22 protein-coding genes are annotated in these 18,073 nt (G+C 65.0%); 8 read left to right on the top strand and 14 right to left on the bottom strand.

The genetic code is table 11. From position 1 onward, the window contains the following. Positions 1-8: 8 nt before the first annotated feature. The 10 genes from LZ016_RS02320 to LZ016_RS02275 all read right to left on the bottom strand — a co-directional run bounded on the left by LZ016_RS02320 (position 9) and on the right by LZ016_RS02275 (position 8,102). Complete coding sequence (locus LZ016_RS02320) at positions 9-1,112, bottom strand: branched-chain amino acid aminotransferase (protein WP_241447428.1); 1,104 nt, start codon at positions 1,110-1,112, stop codon at positions 9-11. A gap of 74 nt (positions 1,113-1,186) precedes the next feature. Continuing rightward, the gene (locus tag LZ016_RS02315) at positions 1,187-1,984 is read right to left on the bottom strand and encodes a pyrroline-5-carboxylate reductase family protein (RefSeq protein ID WP_241445583.1); all 798 of its coding nucleotides are present in this window, start codon (positions 1,982-1,984) and stop codon (positions 1,187-1,189) included. A 41-nt stretch (positions 1,985-2,025) separates the two neighbouring features. Continuing rightward, a complete protein-coding gene (locus LZ016_RS02310; RefSeq protein ID WP_241447427.1) occupies positions 2,026-2,535 on the bottom strand; it encodes a type III secretion system chaperone family protein in 510 nt (169 codons plus the stop codon). After that, entirely contained in the window at positions 2,532-2,837 is a 306-nt protein-coding gene (locus LZ016_RS02305; protein WP_241445582.1) for an accessory factor UbiK family protein, read from the bottom strand. The genes LZ016_RS02310 and LZ016_RS02305 overlap by 4 nt, the downstream gene beginning before the upstream one ends. Before the next feature lie 104 nt (positions 2,838-2,941). Continuing rightward, on the bottom strand, positions 2,942-3,916 hold the full coding sequence (locus tag LZ016_RS02300; RefSeq protein WP_241445580.1) for an aspartyl protease family protein: 975 nt from the start codon (positions 3,914-3,916) through the stop codon (positions 2,942-2,944). Between the two features lie 75 nt (positions 3,917-3,991). Then, on the bottom strand, positions 3,992-4,510 hold the full coding sequence (locus tag LZ016_RS02295; protein ID WP_241445579.1) for a TspO/MBR family protein: 519 nt from the start codon (positions 4,508-4,510) through the stop codon (positions 3,992-3,994). Beyond that, entirely contained in the window at positions 4,503-5,231 is a 729-nt protein-coding gene (locus LZ016_RS02290) for a TlyA family RNA methyltransferase (RefSeq protein WP_241447426.1), read from the bottom strand. The genes LZ016_RS02295 and LZ016_RS02290 overlap by 8 nt, the downstream gene beginning before the upstream one ends. Before the next feature lie 5 nt (positions 5,232-5,236). Continuing rightward, positions 5,237-7,159, bottom strand: coding sequence for a 1-deoxy-D-xylulose-5-phosphate synthase (gene dxs / locus LZ016_RS02285; protein ID WP_241445578.1), 1,923 nt, complete (start codon positions 7,157-7,159; stop codon positions 5,237-5,239). Positions 7,160-7,255: 96 nt separating this feature from the next. Beyond that, positions 7,256-7,726, bottom strand: coding sequence for a Fur family transcriptional regulator (locus LZ016_RS02280; protein ID WP_241447425.1), 471 nt, complete (start codon positions 7,724-7,726; stop codon positions 7,256-7,258). A 46-nt stretch (positions 7,727-7,772) separates the two neighbouring features. Continuing rightward, entirely contained in the window at positions 7,773-8,102 is a 330-nt protein-coding gene (locus tag LZ016_RS02275; RefSeq protein WP_241445577.1) for a MerC domain-containing protein, read from the bottom strand. Positions 8,103-8,248: 146 nt separating this feature from the next. On the opposite strand from LZ016_RS02275, the gene LZ016_RS02270 reads away from it, so the two are divergent. Further along, positions 8,249-9,313: a COX15/CtaA family protein gene (locus LZ016_RS02270; protein ID WP_241445576.1), complete on the top strand. Its 1,065-nt coding sequence runs from the start codon at positions 8,249-8,251 to the stop codon at positions 9,311-9,313. Beyond that, a complete protein-coding gene (gene cutA, locus LZ016_RS02265) occupies positions 9,310-9,624 on the top strand; it encodes a divalent-cation tolerance protein CutA (RefSeq protein ID WP_241445575.1) in 315 nt (104 codons plus the stop codon). Before LZ016_RS02270 ends, cutA begins: the two co-directional genes overlap by 4 nt. A 4-nt stretch (positions 9,625-9,628) precedes the next feature. Here cutA and LZ016_RS02260 read toward each other — a convergent pair whose 3' ends face one another. Then, positions 9,629-10,939, bottom strand: coding sequence for a sugar MFS transporter (locus LZ016_RS02260; protein ID WP_241445574.1), 1,311 nt, complete (start codon positions 10,937-10,939; stop codon positions 9,629-9,631). A gap of 66 nt (positions 10,940-11,005) precedes the next feature. Further along, positions 11,006-11,890, bottom strand: coding sequence for an ROK family protein (locus LZ016_RS02255; RefSeq protein WP_241445572.1), 885 nt, complete (start codon positions 11,888-11,890; stop codon positions 11,006-11,008). Between the two features lie 86 nt (positions 11,891-11,976). On the opposite strand from LZ016_RS02255, the gene LZ016_RS02250 reads away from it, so the two are divergent. The 3 genes from LZ016_RS02250 to LZ016_RS02240 all read left to right on the top strand — a co-directional run bounded on the left by LZ016_RS02250 (position 11,977) and on the right by LZ016_RS02240 (position 14,263). Then, a complete protein-coding gene (locus LZ016_RS02250; protein WP_241445570.1) occupies positions 11,977-13,317 on the top strand; it encodes a glycoside hydrolase 5 family protein in 1,341 nt (446 codons plus the stop codon). Positions 13,318-13,325: 8 nt separating this feature from the next. Further along, positions 13,326-13,928, top strand: a complete 603-nt coding sequence (locus LZ016_RS02245; protein ID WP_366512876.1) for a LuxR C-terminal-related transcriptional regulator — start codon at positions 13,326-13,328, stop codon at positions 13,926-13,928. Between the two features lie 125 nt (positions 13,929-14,053). After that, a complete protein-coding gene (locus tag LZ016_RS02240; protein ID WP_241445568.1) occupies positions 14,054-14,263 on the top strand; it encodes a DUF378 domain-containing protein in 210 nt (69 codons plus the stop codon). On the opposite strand, the gene LZ016_RS02235 is transcribed toward LZ016_RS02240, so the two are convergent. Together LZ016_RS02235 and LZ016_RS02230 are read right to left on the bottom strand one after the other, a co-directional pair. Next, positions 14,260-14,751, bottom strand: coding sequence for a PilZ domain-containing protein (locus tag LZ016_RS02235; RefSeq protein ID WP_241445567.1), 492 nt, complete (start codon positions 14,749-14,751; stop codon positions 14,260-14,262). The two genes, LZ016_RS02240 and LZ016_RS02235, sit on opposite strands and share 4 nt — an antisense overlap. Before the next feature lie 100 nt (positions 14,752-14,851). Next, complete coding sequence (locus LZ016_RS02230) at positions 14,852-16,300, bottom strand: CYTH and CHAD domain-containing protein (protein WP_241445566.1); 1,449 nt, start codon at positions 16,298-16,300, stop codon at positions 14,852-14,854. A 174-nt stretch (positions 16,301-16,474) separates the two neighbouring features. Here LZ016_RS02230 and LZ016_RS02225 point away from each other — a divergent pair, with 174 nt between their 5' ends. From LZ016_RS02225 to rpsI, 3 genes are all read left to right on the top strand, one after another. Continuing rightward, positions 16,475-16,906, top strand: a complete 432-nt coding sequence (locus LZ016_RS02225) for an NUDIX hydrolase (protein ID WP_241445565.1) — start codon at positions 16,475-16,477, stop codon at positions 16,904-16,906. Positions 16,907-17,028: 122 nt separating this feature from the next. Next, complete coding sequence (gene rplM / locus LZ016_RS02220) at positions 17,029-17,508, top strand: 50S ribosomal protein L13 (protein ID WP_241445564.1); 480 nt, start codon at positions 17,029-17,031, stop codon at positions 17,506-17,508. Next, the gene (gene rpsI, locus LZ016_RS02215; protein WP_241445563.1) at positions 17,508-18,056 is read left to right on the top strand and encodes a 30S ribosomal protein S9; all 549 of its coding nucleotides are present in this window, start codon (positions 17,508-17,510) and stop codon (positions 18,054-18,056) included. Before rplM ends, rpsI begins: the two co-directional genes overlap by 1 nt. Positions 18,057-18,073: the final 17 nt, after the last annotated feature.

Here is an 18,073-nt window from a genome sequence, read left to right as displayed (position 1 = left end):
GGGCGATCTCAGATAATTTCGGTCCAGCCGTAGGGATCCGGTGCGTCGCCCCGCTGGATGTCGACCAGCGCTGACCGCAGCCGCATTGTCAGTGGACCTGAAGACTGGCCACCGATCGTGAAACCCCCGTCCACGCCTTTGACGCTGCCGATCGGGGTGACGACCGCCGCGGTTCCGCAGGCGAAGGACTCCGTAAGGCGGCCGCTTTCGGCATCGGCCTTCCACTGGTCGACCGAATAGAGCTCCTCGCGAACGGTCAGCCCCATGTCGCGGGCCAGCCGGAGCAGCGAATCGCGCGTCACCCCGTGCAGGATCGTCCCATCGAGCGGCGGTGTCTGCATCGATCCGTCGTCAAAGACGAAGAAGACGTTCATGCCGCCCAGTTCTTCGACCCACTTGTGCTCGATCGCATCGAGGAAGACGACCTGGTCGCAGCCGTTCCGGATGGCCTCAGCCTGGGCGATGAGGCTGCCGGCGTAATTGCCGCCGCACTTCGCTTCCCCGGTACCGCCGCGAACGGCCCGGACGTAATCGCGCGTCACCCACAGCGACAGGCTCGGCGCGTCCTTAAAATAGGACCCGACCGAGGAAGCGATCACGGCGTAGATGAATTGCGTGGACGACCGCATGCCGAGGAACGAGCCACTCGCGATCATGAAGGGCCGCAGATAGAGCGACCCATCTTCCGTATCCGGAATCCACTCGCGATCGGCTCGAACCAGCTCGCGGATCGACTCCAGGAACATCTCTTCCGGCAATGGCGGCATCGCGAGGCGGATGGCCGACTGCACGAAGCGCCGCGCGTTGGCGTCAGGCCGGAACAGCGCCGCGCCGCCTTTGGGACGGCGGTACGCCTTCATCCCTTCGAAGATTTCCTGCGCATAGTGCAGGACGGGGGACGCGGGATCCATCTCGAACGACTGGCGCGCCGTGATCCGCGCGTCGTGCCAGCCCTTCTGATCATCATATTCGATGATCGCCATGTGATCGGTGAAGACGCGTCCGAAGCCCGGGTCTACGAGGAGGCGCGCACGTTCATCCGCGGGAACGGGCTTTGCAGCCGGTTCGAAGACAAGGCTCTTTCCGTTCACTTCGTCAATTTCGCCGATCATCATTGGCCCTTCCCAGGGTCTGCGGGCGTAGTGCAGCGGGCCGGTTGAATCAACTTGAGCGGGGGGCGCAGCCTCTATGCCGTTCCCTGCGGCTCGGCGAGGAGCGACGAGCGGCGCGCCTCTTCGGCAAGCTCGGAACCGCGGCGCGAAGCTGCGCTGATCGTCAGCGTGATCAGCTTGTCGAAGACGTCGTCGCGGCTGAGAACCGCGAGGCCAGCCTCGGTCGTGCCGTTCGGACTGGCGACCCGCCGGACCATCTCGTCCATGCTCTCCTGTGTGGTGGCCGCCATCCATGAGGTACCCAGCACCGTCTCCAGCGCAACCGTCTGCGCCAGTTCCTGCGTAAGGCCGCGGTCGACGCCCGCCTTGGCGAGCGCGTCGATGAAGCGTGCGACATAGGCCGGTCCGGCGCCAGCCACGGACCCGATCGCCGCGAGCGCGCTCTCGCTACTGCTCCACATCGCATAGCCCAGCATGGCGAACAGCTGCGAAAGCTCGAAGCCGAGCTCCTCGGAGACTTCCTCGCTGTATAGGCCGATCACGCCGCGGCGGATCGAAACCGGAAGGTTGGGAATGGCGCGAACGATCACGCCGGCCTTCGGAAAGCGCTCGCGCAGGCTCTTGGCTTCGACACCGGCCAGGATTGAGACGAGAGTCGTCTTCGACGTGATCCAGCCGGCAAGCTTCGGCCCGACCTCGTCGAGCTGCTGCGGCTTGACGCCGAGGATCACCAGCCGCGGCGGCAGACCCGCGTCGGCGAAGTTCGTGACGACGCGAAGCCCTTCGACCGGGCGGCCGCTCGGCCTGATCGCTACGGCGTTGCTCAGGTCCAGCCCGGCAAGGCGCCAGCCTTCGACCATGGCTCCGGACATATTGCCGCAGCCGACGAACCAGATCGGATTGAGAGTCAGGGCTAAGCCTCCCCGTGAGTATCGATGAGCGCCGCGGCGATGGCTTCGCCCGGCGATTTTCCGCCCCAGAGGACGAACTGGAAGACCGGATAGAAGCGCTCGCATTCTTCCATCGCGGCTTCGATGATGGCCTCAGCCTGGTCGAGGCTTAGGCCGTCGCTTTCGCGCGTGTCGAGGATGGTCGCGTGCCGAAACACGATGAGGCCCGAGCCGGACCACATTTCGAAATGCCCGAGCCAAAGCTGCTCGTTGATGAGGCCGAGGGACTCATAGAGGGCCTGGCGCTTTTCCGGCGTCGCCTTGATGTCCGGGAAGGCCAGGAACTGCAGAACCTGGTCCTCCGGGCGCCAAACGCCGCGCAGCTCGTACTGCGTCCAGCTGCCGGTCGCCGAGGCGACGATCTCGCCCTCGGCCGAACGCTCGCACGCCCAGCCCCGCGCCTCGAAATATTGCTCGAGAACCTCGATAGGAGCGCCGTCGTCCCGCTCTTCCTGGGTTTCTTCGTCGCTCAGGATGAGGTCTCCGGGCTATCCTTGGGCTTGGACGCGCGCTTGGTTCCAGCTGCCGGACCGGCAACCTTCGCCTCAAGGGCTGCAAGGCGGCTCTTCAGGATTTCGTTCTCGTCGCGTGCGGCGGCGGCCATTGCCTTCACGGCCTCGAACTCGTCGCGGCTCACGAAATCAGCGCCGGCCATCCATTCGCGCATCTTCTCGCGCATGGAGGATTCGGCCTCCCGGCCCATGCCGGCCATCGTCCCTGCGACGCCGTTCACCATCTTTACGAAGTCGTCGAACATCCTGTTCTCGGACTGCATGTGCTTCTCCTCAAAGCCGAAAAGGCCCTCCGCGGCCTGTCCTGCCCCGAAGCTCTACGCGCCCAAATAGGGGAGCAGTGCTGACTTCGCCAGTAGGCCCCTCGTCAGAGCTTCGCGAAAGCGGACCGCTCTAGCGAACCTTCCTCGGGAAGCACGACCCGAAGCTTCTTCTTGGCAAAGTCGATCGAAACCTTGTCGAAGCTCCGCAAGGCATTCATCCCGAGCAGCAGAGCGGGCCGGGAATCGAGGCCAAGGCGCTTGAAAGCGTGGGAGTTTGCGAAGACGATCGGCAGGTCCTTCATGGTCACGCCGCCCACGTTGAGCTCGTGAACCATCATATATTCGCCGACCAGCTTCTCGCCGGTCACGGACTGCAGCTCGACCGGCACCGCCCTCTTAAGCCTGCCACCGCGGCTCATTTTCTGGCGGAGCGCCTCGTTGCCGATCGACACCTGAGCGCCCGTATCGACAACCAAGGTGACTTGGCGCCCTTCGAGCAAAGCGTCGGCGAGGATCAGGCGGCCGTTCTTGACCCTGCCCGTCACGACGATCGTGTCCTTGTCGACCGGCATCTTGGCGTCCGCCGGCACCATCGTCAGCGTCTGCTGCTTGAAGTCGAAGAGGATGCGCTGCGACCGTAGGGAATCCAGGCCGAGTATACCGTCGGCGCCGATATGCTCGGATTCGAGAAGCGCGGCGTCCACATTGCGAACCCGGTTGGCCGTCATGTCGAGCACCGGGACGTTCGCAGTGCCGATCAAGGATTCACCGGTCACGGTATGCAGCACCGTCTTGCGGCCGTCCTTCAAATGCAGGCGGCTCGCCAATTGCGTCGAAATGGCGGTCCGATCCGCGCCGGTGTCGATGAGGAACCTGTAGGGACCATAACCGGCCACGCGCACGGCGACCGTCATCCGGTCGTAGGCGTCCTGCTTGAACTTGAGGTCGGTCGCCTGCGTCTGGCTGTCGACGGCTTCGGGCTTGGACACAGCGTCGTATTGCTGGGTCCTCGTCGGCTGCGCGGCAGCCGGCAAGGCTGCGCAAAGGCCCACAATCGCTACGGCCGATAGAACACGCATCTCCGACACCCCTCTTTCAGAGCGCCTTATATCACGAATCGGGGCCGGCGCGGGATATTCGACGAACGGGAGACGTCAGCCGAGGAGCGACGTACCGGCACCCGGATTCAGCCGGTCGATGCTCGTGTTCAGCGCCCAGGCGAAGCACAGCCAGAGCAGGTATGGTACGAGCAGCCATCCGGCGACCGGACGAATGCGGCGGAACACCGCGGCGGCACCGACCGCAAGCACCAGCATGACCATGATGACGGCCGCGCCGAGCTTGATGTCGCGCGCTCCGAAGAAGACCGGCGACCAGGCGAAGTTGAAGGCGAGTTGCACGAAGAAGAGCGTGAGGCCCCACTTGCGCAGCGTACCTTGCGCTTCGGCGAGGATCATCGCGACCGAGACACCCATAAGGACATAGAGCGTGGTCCAGGCCACCGGGAACGCCCAACCGGGCGGCATGAAAGGCGGTTTCAGAAGCGCCGCGAACCAGTGGTTGCCGTAGCCCGAGTTCGACAGCCAGCCGCTCAGCGATCCAGCAAGGACGATCGCCGGAACGGTGATGAACGCGATCTTCCACCAATCACGCCGCGCGACCGGGTCAGCCATTCTTTACCGCTCCCAACAGGAATTCGACATTGCCTTCCGGGCCCGTGATCGGGCTCGGGGTTACGCCGAGCACGTCCCAACCTTGCGACGCAACCCAGTCTTTGGCCGCGGTGCAGACGCGTTCGTGCACGTCTGGGTCCCTGACGACGCCGCCTTTGCCGACTTCCTCGCGCCCGGCCTCGAACTGCGGCTTCACGAGCGCGACGAGCTTCGCGCGGGGTTTGGCGAGCTTGAGAGGCGCTTCGAGCACCTTGGCGAGACTGATGAAGCTGGCGTCGCACACGACGATATCGACGGGCTCGGGCAGAAGCTTGGCGGTCAGGTTGCGGGCGTTCGTCTGCTCATGGACGATCACGCGCGGATCCTGCCGAAGCTTCCACGCCAGCTGGTTCGTCCCGACATCCACTGCGTAGACCTTCGCCGCGCCCCGGCAGAGCAGGACGTCCGTAAAGCCGCCGGTCGAGCTGCCGACATCGAGCGCTGTCGCGTCTGCCACATCGAAAGCGAAGTGCGTCAGCCCGTGATCGAGCTTGATGCCGCCTCGCGAGACCCACGGATGATCCTTGCCGCGCACCTCCAACGCCGCATCCTCGGCCAGCATGTCGCCGGCCTTCGTCAGCTTCTTCTCGCCGCTGAACACGGCACCGGCCATGATGAGGGCCTGTGCCCGGGTCCGGCTCTCCGCCAGCCCGCGGCTAACCAGCAGCTGGTCTGCCCGGATCTTGGCTACGCCCGCACCTCTTCGACGCCGGCGCTGTTGACGCGGAGAGCCTTCAGCACGGTCTCGACGATATGCGGGGCGTTGAGGCCCGCCTCGTCGTACTGCTTCTCGGGCTTGTCATGGTCCTGGAAGGTGTCAGGCAGGCGCATGGTGCGGATCTTGAGGCCGGCATCGACGAGCCCTTCATCGCTCGCCAGCGTCAGGACATGAGCGCCGAGACCACCGATGGACGCCTCCTCAACGGTGACGGCCACTTCGTGCGTCGTCAGCAGCTTGCGGATCAATTCCTCGTCCAGCGGCTTGGCGAAGCGCAGGTCGGCGACGGTCGTCGACAGGCCCTTCGCCTCCAGTTGCTCCGCCGCCTTCTCGGCTTCCGCGAGGCGCGTGCCGAGCGACAGGATGGCGACCTTGTTGCCCTGCTTGACGATGCGGCCTTTGCCGATCGCTAGCCGCTCCGGGATTTCGGGCATCGGGATGCCCCTGCCCTCGCCGCGCGGATAGCGGACTGCACTCGGCCCGCTGTCGTGCAGGGCCATGGTGTGGACCATGTGCACCAGCTCGGCCTCGTCCGCCGCAGCCATCACGACGAAGTTCGGCAGTGTGCAGAGGTAGGCGAGGTCGAAGCTGCCCGCGTGCGTTGCTCCGTCGGCTCCGACAAGACCCGCACGGTCCATCGCGAACCGCACGGGCAGGTTCTGGATGGCGACGTCGTGGACGACCTGGTCGTAGGCGCGCTGCAGGAAGGTCGAATAGATGGCGCAGAAGGGCCGGTAGCCCTGCGCCGCGAGGCCCGCCGCGAAGGTAACGGCGTGCTGTTCGGCGATGCCGACGTCGAACGTGCGGTCGGGGAACTTCTCCTCGAACTTGTCGAGCCCGGTGCCGGATGGCATCGCGGCGGTGATCGCGACGATCTTGTCGTCCCGCTCCGCCTCTCCGATCAGAGCCTTGGCGAAGACGCCGGTGTAGCTTGGCGCCCCCGGCGCGGCCTTCGCCTGGACACCCGAGACCACGTCGAACTTGACCACGCCGTGATACTTGTCGGCTGCGCTCTCCGCCGGACCGTAGCCCTTGCCCTTCTTGGTGACGACGTGGACCAGCATGGGCCCTTCGGGCGCATCGCGGACGTTTTCCAGCACCTCGACGAGGGCGCGGACGTCATGCCCGTCGACGGGCCCGACATAATAGAACCCGAGCTCGTCGAAGAGCGTGCCCCCGGTGACCAGACCGCGGGCATATTCCTCCATGCGGCGCGCCGCGACGTGCAGCGGCTCCGGCATGGCGCGAGCGAGCTTCTGCGCGAGGCGGCGAGGAGCGAGATATTTGCCCGAGCTCACCAGCCGCGCGAGCGAGTTGCGCAGGCTTCCGACCGGCGGCGCAATCGACATGTCATTGTCGTTGAGAATGACGACCAGCCGGTTTCCCGCGGCCGCGGCGTTGTTCATCGCTTCATACGCCATGCCGGCGCTCATGGCGCCGTCGCCGATGACCGCGATCGCCTTTCCGGGTGAATCCGACAGCTTGTTGGCAATCGCGAAGCCCAGGGCTGCCGAGATGGAGGTGGAGCTGTGCGCGGCGCCGAACGGGTCGTAATCGCTCTCGCTGCGCTTGGTGAAGCCGGAGAGGCCCCCGCCCTGGCGAAGCGTGCGGATGCGATCGCGGCGGCCGGTGACGATCTTGTGCGGATAGGCCTGGTGGCCGACGTCCCAGATCAGTTTGTCGTTGGGCGTGTCGAACACATAATGGATGGCGACCGTCAGCTCGACAACGCCAAGGCCTGCGCCGAGGTGCCCGCCCGTGACGGACACGGCGGAAATGACTTCCTGCCTGAGCTCTTCGGCAAGCTGCGGAAGTTGGTTTCGATCCAGCTTCCGGATGTCATCGGGATACTGGACCGTATCGAGCAACGGTGTTTCTGGCCGGTCGGACATGGCGGCGGTGCTTACGCGGAACCTTGTCCCGTGTCACCAACAGGGCGGGCGCAAGTGACCTGAATCAGACGATTTCAGCGATTGCTCAGGAATCGCTCAGCTGTTGCCGTCGCCGCAATCGCCGCACGTGCCGCGGACTTCGATGACCGGACGCTGATTGGAAAAGCCGGCAGATTCCGCCGCTTTCCGAACGCCGCCGGAGAGGCTGTCGTCATCGATGTGCACGGCCTGCCCGCAACTATCGCAGATCAGGAAGATGCAGTCGTGCAGGCAGTCGGGATGCGCATTCGCCACATAGGCGTTCGCGCTCTCGACCCGGCGGGCGAGGTTCGCGCCGACGAAGAGGTCGAGGATGCGATAGACGCTGTTGGCGGCGACGCGCCGGCCCTGCTCGTTCGAGACCGCCTCAGCGATGTCGTAGGCGCTTGCCGGCCTGTTGAAGCCCGAGAGAGCGTCGAACACGGCGGCACGCATGTCGGTCCACTGCTCGCCGCGGCTCGTCAGGTGCTGGCGGGCAGCTGCCTTGAGCGACTCGCCTTCGTGAAGATGGTGCTGATGAGCGGCCATAAACATGGATTTAGACCTCGGCCGGAGTGGCCGCAAGAAGGCCGGATTACTCGCCCGCGATCCGGTTCAGCTGATGGCCCAGCGCGAGGATGCCGACGCCGATGACGGTGAAGGTCGCTTCGGTGCCATCGTGAGGAAGGCTGAGTGCACCTGCCATCACGCCCAGGCCAAGGCTGCCGACCGCGCTTGGCATCATAAAGCCATGCTCCAGGATGCCGCGGCCGAGCGCGAACGAACCGACCAACATCGCGAAAGTGAGCCCGACTTCGTGGATCAGCGGCGATCCGAGAAGTCCGCCGGCGGCCGACAGCATGCCGAGCAGAACCGCGGTCGCGACGCAATGCACGACGCACAGCCCCGAAAGGCCGATCGCCATCCGATCAAGTCCACGGGTCTGCAGGGCTACCGCCATGGCCGAGGATATAACGTGCCATCCGTCAGGTTACAACATCACATCAACGCATTCTTTAAGCGGGCTGCCGCTTGTGGCGCCGAGCCCGAGCGGCCATAGGCCCGCGCGAAATGGACTCGGCACTCCCCCGCTCGCAATCCGTCGCGGCAGCTTCGACCAAGCGTCCGCTCGCCATCTCCAACTGGCTGATGACCGTCGCGGGAATGGTCTTCCTGATGGTCGTGGTCGGCGGCATCACCCGGCTCACCGAAAGCGGCCTTTCGATCACTGAGTGGAAGCCGGTCACGGGAGCCATCCCGCCACTGACCCATGCCGACTGGCAGCGCGCCTTCCAGCTCTACCAGCAGACCCCAGAGTATCGCGAGATCAACGGGCCGGCCGGGATGACGCTGTCCCAGTTCAAGTTCATCTTCTTTTGGGAATGGCTGCATCGCCTGATCGGGCGGCTGATCGGCGTCGTGTTCGCCCTGCCCCTGCTCTGGTTCGCAGCGAAGCGCGCCATCCCGCAGGGCTACGGCTGGAAGCTCGTCGGCCTCCTCGTGCTCGGAGGGCTTCAGGGCGCGCTCGGCTGGTACATGGTCATGTCCGGCCTCGTGGACCGCACGGACGTCAGCCATTTCCGCCTGTCGGCGCACCTTCTGCTGGCACTCACCATCATGGCCGCGTGCATCTGGGTCGCGCTCGATCTCAGGCAGGTCGCCCACACTCCGGATAGCCGGCCTGCGCTGCTGAAAGGCGCCGCCGTTGCGACGCTTGGAGTGCTGTTCCTCCAGCTGCTCCTCGGCGCCTGGGTGGCCGGTCTCAATGCCGGTCAGGTCGCGAACGACTGGCCGACGATGCAGGGCCGCTTCTTCCCCGAAGGTGTCGACTGGAGCCAGGGCGCGCTCCATGCCTTCACCAACGATCCCTTCCTCATCCACTTCGTCCACCGCTGGTGGGCGTGGATCGTGGTCGCGGTGCTCGCGATCTTTGCGCGGAGCCTCAAGAAGCTGGATGGCGGCAAGGCGGCTTCGATCGCCATCCATTCGGCCTTCGGAACGCAGATCCTGCTCGGTATCTTCACTGTGCTGAGCGGCGTCGCCATCTGGCTCGCAGCCCTTCACCAAGCAGTGGGTGCAAGCCTCGTCGCGGCGACGGTCTGGGGCGCCCACGTCTTCGGACGCCGGACCGCATGAGCGTCGTCTCGGTCTACGCCATCTTCGCCAACGCCGACGAGGCGGAGCGGATCGGCCGGGCCGTCGTCGAGGAAGGCCTCGCCGCCTGCATCAACATCCTCGGCCCTTGTCGCTCGATCTACCGCTGGCGCGGCACGGTCGAGAGCGCGGAGGAAGTGCCTGCAATCCTCAAGACGACGCGGGACCGCGCGGACGCGCTGATCACGCGTATCGCCGGATTGCACAGCTACGACGTGCCGTGCGTTGCCGTGTGGCCCATCCACAAGCTCCTGCAGAGCTACGCCGAATGGGTCGAGGACAGCGTCGGCTAGCCGATCACGGCTCGACGACGGCCGGTTCGAGCGTGTCCCGTGCAACCGTCGACTGCGGCAACCGTGCCCGCCCTGCCGACAAAGCGAAGAAGCACAGCACCGCATAGCAGAGCGCCGGGACGATCAGCGCGGTCACGTAATCCGTGTTCTGCGATACCAGGCCGACGAGCGGCGGGATCGCTGCGCCGCCGATGATCGAGAAGCAGAGGAAGCCGGACGTTGCCTCTTCCGATGCGGTCGAGCGCTCCAGCGTGATCGTGAAGATCACCGGGAACATGATCGAGTTGAACAGGCCGATCGACAAAGCGACATAGCCCGCGCTGACGCCACCTACCGAGAAGACGTACAGGCACATGGCGCAGGCCACGCCGGTAAAGACCGCAAGGAGCTTGGGCGCCGGGACCTTGGTGAGAAGCGCCGAGCCGACGAGCCGGCCGACCATCGCGCCGCCCCAATAGAGGCTGACGAACTTAGCGGCGCTTTCGAGCGGGACGCCCCAGACGCGATCGCTGTTGAGGAAAAAGGACATCTGCGTGCCGATGGCCACTTCGGCGCCGACGTAGAGGAAAATCGCGAGGCCGCCGAACAGCGCCCATGGCGACGATGCCGCGTCCTTCAGAGTGGCGACTACACCGCGCCGCGCGGTCTCTTCCGAAGCGGCAGGAGCGGACTCGCTGATGACGCGGCGGCCGAGCCAGATGAGTACGCCGACGAGGATGATGAGGCCCGCGATCCAGAAGAAGGCGCGATCGATGCCGGCAAGCGATTGCGCGCGGACCTCGTCAGTGATGACGGAGCCGTGCTTCACCTCGACGCCCTTCAGGAAAAGCGCGGCGCCGAGGTACGGGCCGATGAACGTGCCAAGGCTGTTGAAAGTCTGGCTGAAGGTCAGGCGGAAGTGGCTCTTCTCGGGCGTTCCAAGGGCCGCTGCCAGCGGGTTCGCCGCGACCTGCAGGATGGTGATGCCGCTCGCGAGGACGAACAGGCCGAGAAGCACCAGCTCGTAGACGGCGATGTTCGCCGCGGCGAGCATGATGAGGCAGCCGGCGACCATGAGCGTCAGCGCGATCAGGACAGTCCCAACGGCCTTCCTGCGCGACAAGAGCACGGCGGCGGGCAAGCTCATCACGCCATAGGCGATGAAGAATGCCGAGGCGCTCAGCTGCGCCTCGACGTCGCTCAGCTGGAAGATGCCCTTCACCGCGGCGACCAAAGGATCGACCAGCGAGGTGATGAAGCCCCATGCGAAGAACAGGCAGGTGACGATCGCGTAGGCGCTGGTCACGGTTGCCGAACGAGTATCCGATTGCGCCATGCGTCTCTCCCTCCAGATGGCGGCGCGACCCTAGCAGGGAGGACCGCGCTCACAAGGCACGAAATGCTAGGCGGCGAGGGCGTCCATCGCGAGTGCGATCGACCCCATAGGCCCCGCCTGCGCGCCGAGTTCAGGAGCGACAACGTAGTCGGCGCGCGGGAGGGCCACGTAAGAGTTCAGGCTCTCGATCAGCATCTCCTGCACGCGTGCAAGCAGGTGCGGCTGGCGCTCCATGACCCCGCCTCCAATCGCGATGCGCATTGGGCAGGCCGCGCAGACAATCGAGTGGCAAAGTTGAGCCAGTGCGTACGCAACGGTTTCCCACACCGGATCATCGGGCGCGATCGAGGCGATGGCGCGCGAGCCAAGGCGCGCTTTGATCGCCGGGCCCGACGCCAAGCCCTCGGCGCAGGCGCCGTGAAAGCTGCACGCGCCCGGCCAGTCGTCTCCCGCAAGACGAACCGGGCGGATATGGCCAAGCTCACTATGGGCGAAGCCACGCGTCGGCTTGCCGTTCACGACGAGCCCCACGCCGATACCGGTCCCGACCGTAATGTAGGCGAAATCGTCGAAGCCGCGTCCGGCACCCCATCGCATTTCGGCTCGGGCGGCACCGTTCACGTCCGTATCGAACGCCACCTTGGTGCCGGCCGCGCTCGCGAGCCTGCGGGCGACGTCGGTGCCCGACCATTCCGGCTTGGTTGTGTTCGTAATGAAGCCCCAGGTCGGCGAATCCGGACCAAGATCGACGGGTCCGAAGCTGTTGATGCCGAGTGAAGCAATGCCGTCCCGCGACCATTCCCTGAGGAGCGCCTCGATCGTCCCCAGCGTCTCGTCAGGCACGGTCGTCGCGACGGTCTCCTGACGCAGGATCTCATCCGGCGATCGCCCCAGTGTGCAGACGCATTTGGTGCCGCCGAGCTCGACCCCCGCGAACGGCAATTCCGCCATTGAACTCCCCGCCACTGATACGCTTCCGTTCGGCATCGCTAGCGCTACCATGCGCGACGCAACAGAGGGGATGGATCGTGGGGCCAGTGAATCGCCGTGAATTGCTCGTGGGCTCAGCCGCACTTCTTGCCGGCTGCGCCACCGCGCCGCTCGTCTCGCCGCCCTCACCTCCACAATTCGTGCGCCGGGAACACAATCGGTTCGTGCTCGGCAATGAGACGTACCGCTACGCCGGAACGAACATGTGGTACGCGGCACACCTCGGCGCCGACACGCCGTTCGGGAACCGCGAACGGCTGAGGCGCGAGTTCGACCGGCTTCAGATGCTCGGCATTTCCAACGTCCGTATTCTCGGGTCATCCGAGCTCTCGCCGCTCAAGAACTCCATCACGCCGGCGTTCCGGACGCAATCGAGCGAGTACAACGAGACGCTTCTGCGCGGGCTCGACTTCGCCCTGGCGGAGATGGGCAAGCGCGGCATGCGGGCGGTCATCTACCTGACCAATTTCTGGGAATGGTCGGGCGGGATGATGACCTATCTCTATTGGACGAACGGCGGCCGCTACATCAACATGAACGACCCGGCGCATCCTTGGCCGGAATTCGCCGACATGGCCTCGGAATTTTACGAGAGCGCGGCTGCGACCAACCTCTACTATGACTATGTTCGCGCCGTCGTTACTCGACGCAACACGGTCACCGGACAGCTTTACCGTGACGACCCGGCGATCATGTCATGGCAGCTCGCCAACGAGCCGAGGCCGGGAGGCAGCGAAGAGGCAGGGCGGAAGAACATGCCTGCATATCTCGGCTGGATCGAGGGAACTGCCCGCGCGATCAAGTCGCTGGATCCCAACCATCTCGTCTGCACCGGTAGCGAAGGAACGCAGGGCTGCCTCGACAGCGACGACTGCGTCCTCGATGCGCACTCTACGGCTGCCATCGACTACGTCACCGCGCACATCTGGCCGCAGAACTGGAGCTGGGCAGACCCCAAGGACCTCGCCGGAACCTGGCCGACGGTCGAAACCAAGACCCGCGACTACATCGCACGGCAAGTCGCCATTGCCGCGCAGCTCCACAGACCCTTGGTCATCGAAGAGTTTGGTTTCCCGCGCGACGGCGGCGGCTTCGATCCCGGGAGCGCGACGACCTATAAGGACCGCTTCTACTCGCTCATCTACGGCGCGGTGCTCGACAGCGTGCGCAGCGGCGGGCCGATCGCGGGCTCGAACTTCTGGGCGTGGGGCGGCGAAGGACGCGCGCAGCACCCCGACAAGCATTTCGTACGGGGCGACACCTCATACGTCGGCGATCCGCCGCACGAGCCGCAGGGCTGGTACAGCGTCTTTGATACCGATCTTTCCACACAGGCGTTGATCAGAGATCATGCGGCCGCGCTTCGCGCGTCAGTTGCATCTGCTTAGGAGTGCCCTTGGCCGGTCTGGATCATCAGCAATTGCTCGACAGCGTCGACGCCTCGCCGCTCGCGATGGTCGTCAGCAATCCTCGTCGGCCGGATAATCCGCTCGAGGTCGTCAATGGCGCCTTCTGCGACCTGACGGGCTATGCCGAAGGCGACGTAGTCGGCCGCAATTGTCGCTTTCTCGCCGGTGAGGCGACCGATCCCATCATCAGCGATCAGATCCGCACTGCCATCGGCGCCGAGCGGCCCGTGCTCGTCGAGATCCTCAATTACCGGAAGGACGGCTCGGCCTTCCGCAACGGCGTGATGATCACGCCCTTGTTCGATCCTGAGGGCGGCCTCGCCTGGTTCCTCGGTTCGCAGGTCGACTTGGGTCCGCCCGACGCGCTCTCGCAGCGCCGTGCAAGGGCGTCGGCCCTCGTCGGCGAATTGCCGCCCCGCCAGCGCGAGGTCCTGGAGCTGATGGCCGGTGGGCGCCTGAACAAGCAGATCGCATGGCAGCTGAAGATCAGCGAGAAGACGGTGAAGATGCACCGCGCGCTCCTGCTCGAGCGGCTCGGCGTAGCCACTTCCGCCGAGGCCATCCGGATCGCAGTCGAAGCCGGGCTTTAAGCACCTACGGGCCAAAGTCCGTATCGCGCCGCGTCCGTCGCCTCTCCACCTTCTCATCGACAAACGGGCGTCCGGCGCGATTGCGTTCCCACGTGCCGGACGCCCACATTCGAAGGGATGCGAGCATGCGCGTACTGAACACCGTCACCCTGGTCCTGCTGATCGTCGGCGGACTCAACTGGGGCCTCGTCGGGCTTTTGGGCTTCGATCTTGTCGCAGCGATCTTCGGCGAAATGTCGCCTGTGAGCCGGCTGGTCTACATCCTCGTCGGGGTGTCGGCCTTGTGGCAGATCGTTCCGCTCTTCGCCTCGGACAAGCGACTGGCCACGAACTAATCGGCTTCGGTACCGAGCGCGGCGCGGATCTGGGAAAAGGGTGCTGCAAGCGCCTGGCCCACCGCGCCGAACGCGGTGATCCCGAAAGCCGCGACGAACAAGGCCACGCAGGCGAACTCCATGGAGCGGGCGGCGACCCGGCTCTGGTCGTGCCGATGCTGAACATTGCGCGGCGCACGGCGGCGCTCGACCGGCGCACTCGCCGGCGACTGAGCGGTCGCGGCCAGCGCCTCGTTGATCAGGCCCTGCGCCCAGATCGGGTCCTGCGACTGGAGACCGGCGCGGTGGCCCTTTACCCACATGATCCGGGCGACCATCACGATCTTGCCGCGGCAGATCTCGACGTAGGTGCCACGCGCCGGCGGATCGGCCGCTTGAATGCCCAATCCACGCCTCGACAGGTTCAGGACGCAGACGTCGTGCCACGTCGCGCCGACACGCATCCGCGCCCTGATCATCACCTTTTGGCGGTCTTCGCGAGTTTTCACTGTGACGGTCCCAGCCGTCACTCCCCCCTTGGTGCGTCGGCGATCGTCCCGATAATCAACCCCGCAGCTTCGGCGGCTTAATCAAAGGTCCGGTTTGGACCTAGCAGGCGGCGACACGAGGTGACTGGGTCCAATATGGACCTGTCAGCTTCAAACGGTTGAGCCGCTTGCCCGCCTCGCGAAGGCATCTCGCGCGCTCGTCAGCATATCTGGCGTCGACTTCCTGCGAGACGTCGGCGCCAGCAATGCTCCGCGCGGTCACGAGGTCGTTGAGCCGTCCTAGCGACTGCTGCAGGCCCTCGATCAGCTTGGAGAACTGCTTCTGCCGGCGCCCGTGCTGCACGTGTAACGGCTGCATGAAGTCGAGAGCGTAACGCAGCTTCTTGATTTCGATCCGCAGGCGGTGCCGCTCCTCGTCTTGCATCGCGGACATATTGTCGTGGCCGCAAACCTTCAGCCACAAGCGACTGATCCGTTTCTCTGCGAAAGGCGGCAGCGGTCGGTTCGCCTTGTCGCCCAAGCGCCATTTGCCCAACGAAGCCCACTCGGTAAGGTCGATCATCAAGAGGAGGAAGCGCCTGGAGTCGAGCGCCTCGACTACGCGGTCGTAGGCCTCGTTGCGGAGTTTCAGCAGATGCTTGCGTTCCTGCTTGGGCATGTCTTGCTGAAGATAGACGTCGAGGTTCCTCGCCTCGCCAAGTTGCCCGACGAACCAGCGCAATTGCTCGCGGAGCCGGGGATATTCCTCATCAGCAACTGCGGGTCGGAACAGGCTTAGCGCAGAGCGCAGCCGCCGCATCGCCACCCGCATCTGATGAAGGGCGTCCGGATCGCGGCCTTTCGCGACGAGCGGCTCGTTCAGCCGGAAATGGCGAATGCACGACTGGAGGATCGTGGCGAAGCCCTCGGCGACGCTCATGTCGGAGCGAACGGGCACGGGTTCCGCCTTGGCCGGCTTGCCGAACAGCCCGTCCGCGAGCGCAAAGGCGCGCTCGGCCTTGCTCAGCACCCCCAGCCTCAGTGGGATATGATGCGCGATCTTCCGAGCGGCGTGAAAAGCTGCTGCGGGCTCGCCCTTCTTCAACTCGATTTCCAGCTCGCACACGGGCTGGTCGCGTTCGTCGGCGCGAAGTTCCCCGTCATCCAGCGAGACTTCCAGCTCGCTGTGATGGTCGTGCACGTCCCAGCGTGTGCGGTCGACGGCTGAGGAAACCACCGGGCGCAGGCGCTTGGCACCCACTTCACCCGCCGGTGTGCGCGCGAGCTCTTCCACGTGCGGCTCGATGCTGTCGACCGCAGCTTCCCACTCTTGCCGGAAGAATAGCCCGGCGCCGTTCTCGAGCGATTTGACGGTCTGGATGTAGCCGTCCGGCGTCGACCTTACCCGTAGGGAGTAGCCGTTCTTTCGAAGCTTGCCTCCGGGTGTGTCGTAGTAGACGGAGACCAGGCGTTCGGACCGCGACTTGGACTCGCGAAGGAGGCCCTGGTCTGCCAGCGTGCGGGCATCCTTGGGATCGAGTTCGAGCTTCAGTTCGATTTCGTGGCTCACGAGTCCTCACTGGCACGGGAAGCACGCGCGCTTCTAACATGTGTTCCGACTCCTGTTGAGCAACGCCTTGAGCGGACGTGAGTTCTGATTGGTCACGAGACTGTCCGAAAATGTGGGCAGAGAGTCGAGAATCGCGATCGTGACAGACGCGAGTCGTTGAGGAGACAAAACAAGTTGGCGCTGCAGACCGGTGCCCTGCCCTGGCGTATCGCTGGTGGAAGCAAGCCCGAGGTCATGCTCGTGACGGGGCGCCGCTCAGGTCGGTGGATGATTCCCAAAGGTTGGCCGATGCTGGGCAAGTCGCTGGCCGATGCGGCGGCGCAGGAAGCGTTTGAGGAAGCGGGCATCAGCGGAACGATCGACGCCGATCCCCTGGGCAGCTTCCACCATAAGAAGCGCAGCCTGTTCGGAACAGTCGACGTCGAGATCCTCGTGCACCTGCTGGCCGTCGAGAAAGAACTGACGGAGTGGCCGGAGCGTGGCCAGCGCGAGCGCAAGTGGTTTCCGGTCAAGGAGGCCGCGAGCGTCGTGGACTCGGACGATCTAGGCGAGCTGATCGCTCGCGTCGGCAAGCGCCTCAAGAACGGGAAGAAGTCGGCGCGGTAGTATAGTACCCGTTACGAAATGCCCTGTTTCGCTTGACTTTCCGGCACTCGGCAGCGATTAGGCCGGCCATCGGCGCCCCCATGAGGTGGCGCCTTTCGTATCCATAAAGAAGGTCGAACGCCATGAAGGCGCTGATGAAGACGACCAAGTCGGCCAAGCCGGCTGAGGTCGAGAAGAAGTGGCATTTGATCGATGCGGACGGACTAGTCGTTGGCCGCGTCGCGACGATTATCGCCAATATCCTGCGGGGCAAGCACAAGCCGAGCTTCACGCCGCACGTCGATTGCGGTGACCATGTGGTCGTGATCAACGCTGACAAGGTCCGTTTCACGGGCCGCAAGCTCAGCCAGAAGGTCTATTACAAGCACACCGGTTATGCCGGCGGCATCAAGGGCGTGACCGCGGGCAAGGTGCTCGAGGGTCGTTTCCCGGAGCGCGTGCTTGAGAAGGCTGTCGAGCGCATGATCCCCCGTGGCCCGCTGGGCCGCGACCAGATGCGCGCTCTGCATCTCTACAACGGCACCGAGCACCCGCACGGTGGCCAGGACCCGCAGCCGCTCGACGTCGCTGCGATGAACCGCAAGAACAAGGTGGGCGCATAATGTCCGACAATCGTCAGTCTCTTTCCGATCTCGCCGAGCTGACCGGCCAGCAGGCTGCGCAGCCGGCTCCGGCAGCCGAGGCTCCGGCCGAAGCCGCCGCTCCGACGCCGCCGCCGCCGGCCCAGGCCGACACACCGCTTCGTGAGCAGCAGCTTGACAAGTACGGCCGCGCCTATGCGACCGGCCGCCGCAAGGACGCCGTTGCGCGCGTCTGGCTGAAGCCGGGCTCCGGCAAGATCGAGGTCAACGGCCGCGATCAGGAGATCTACTTCGCCCGTCCGACCTTGCGTCTCGTCATCAACCAGCCGTTCGACGTTGCCGACCGCGCCGGTCAGTACGACGTCGTCGCCACCGTCAAGGGCGGCGGTCTCTCGGGCCAGGCGGGTGCAGTGAAGCACGGCATCGCCCAGGCGCTAAGCCGCTTCGAGCCGGCGCTCCGCACGGCGGTGAAGCAGGCAGGCTTCCTGACCCGCGACCCGCGCGTCGTCGAGCGTAAGAAGTACGGCCGCGCCAAGGCACGCCGTTCGTTCCAGTTCTCGAAGCGCTAGTCGTTTCCAAGAGCGTC

The sequence above is a fragment of the Sphingomonas telluris genome (assembly GCF_022568775.1).
Taxonomy (GTDB): Bacteria; Pseudomonadota; Alphaproteobacteria; order Sphingomonadales; family Sphingomonadaceae; genus Sphingomicrobium; species Sphingomicrobium telluris.
This window is presented reverse-complemented; position numbering and strand designations above follow the sequence as displayed.